The organism is Helicobacter bizzozeronii (genome assembly GCF_900196775.1).
Classification (GTDB): domain Bacteria; phylum Campylobacterota; class Campylobacteria; order Campylobacterales; family Helicobacteraceae; genus Helicobacter; species Helicobacter bizzozeronii.
Map to the genome: position 1 here is coordinate 1 of NZ_FZLB01000120.1, position 1,362 is coordinate 1,362.

General features: G+C 40.1%; 1 protein-coding gene. It reads right to left on the bottom strand.

Annotated features, from left to right (window positions below; all coding sequences use genetic code 11):
* Nucleotides 1–379: 379 nt before the first annotated feature.
* The gene (locus C5684_RS09005) at nucleotides 380–703 is read right to left on the bottom strand and encodes a DUF1104 domain-containing protein (RefSeq protein ID WP_006018008.1); all 324 of its coding nucleotides are present in this window, start codon (nucleotides 701–703) and stop codon (nucleotides 380–382) included.
* Between the last annotated feature and the right edge of the window lie 659 nt (nucleotides 704–1,362).

A 1,362-nucleotide genomic window follows, 5' to 3' on the forward strand; every position in this document is an offset into this window, starting at 1 on the left:
CCGCACTCTAAACAAAACAACAAATCCTCATTAGGATTTGAAAATCCGCAATTTGCGCATTTGATCATGTTTGCCTACCTTTTATTTTTGGCAATACTAGCATAAAGAACTCAATGCGGGGTGGTTTTTAGACTTTTATTTGGCTTAAGACTTAAGGAAATGTTTCTTATATAACAAAAATACACATTCAAAGATAACAAAAGCGGGGCTTGTTATCTGTCTGGTGTCTGAATCGATCCAACCATAAAAGGCTCAAATCTTGCAAAACCACCAACTATTGCCAAAGAGGGGCGCAGATTGTCAAATCTAACTAACCTACGCCATAAAGCCCCCTAGATTTAACTACGGGGATGCTGGTGCCAGTGGACCACCTTGCTATTTATTTGAAAAAATAATTATTGGATTGCCACGCAGATAATGCCTCCATGCGTTTGCTGATATTTTTTATCACCGCATTGGCAACACTTTTATCTGCTATAGCAATCACCTCGCGATAGAACTCTTTGCGTTGTTTGGGATTCATTTTTTCAGCCCGTTTGTAAATTTCCATCGCATAATCGGGTTTTTTCTCGGGGGCAACTTTGCCAGCCAATTTAATGAGGTCCGCATTACTTGTGTTTTGATACGAAACTTCTCTTGCTGACAAGGCAACACACAAACTCGCTAAAACCAAAGCAGAAATCCCTAATTTAAAAGACTGCATGCCAATCCTCCGTAAAAAAAGTAAAAATACCACACCATTTTATTCACATTTATAAACCTTGCGTAAATGTGCTAGAACAGATGTTTTAAAATCCCTAAATTTTGTGAAAAATCGTTAATTTATTGTAGAACAATCTAGGGTGCTTGATGGTCATTGCGTATCTGCACACTTCTTAAGACTCCCCCACAGACTCTTTTTTTATCCTAAACCCCTTAAAGCAACAGCTTAAGCTTCTTGGGACACGGATTAGTCTTGAAACAGATACAGATATTAGGCGAATCTTGGTCCAAAGGTGTGTTGTAGGTTCTTATGCGCAGGATATTTCTTTGGGAGGTTCTTGAGGGGATTATTCTAACGACACTCATTTAGCACGCTGTTTGGAGCATTTGTAGGCTAGCTATGGCAAAAAACATCTTTGATATGTTTGAGCTTGGAGGTTTTAGCGTGCGGGTGGCAAATGGCCTACCCTTTTTATCGCTTGGTTAAAGCACTAGAGAAGTCTGTATCACCCTTTTATGGCTCTTATCAATATTAGCTTTAGGGAAAGGCAAATCTAGGGGCTCATAATCGGCATTGCCGGCTAGATGTCTGTGGGCGCGGTTATTAAGCTGTTCTGCCCCTAAGTTCTCTTTAAAAGTGCCTAGAATGCCCTTCATGGG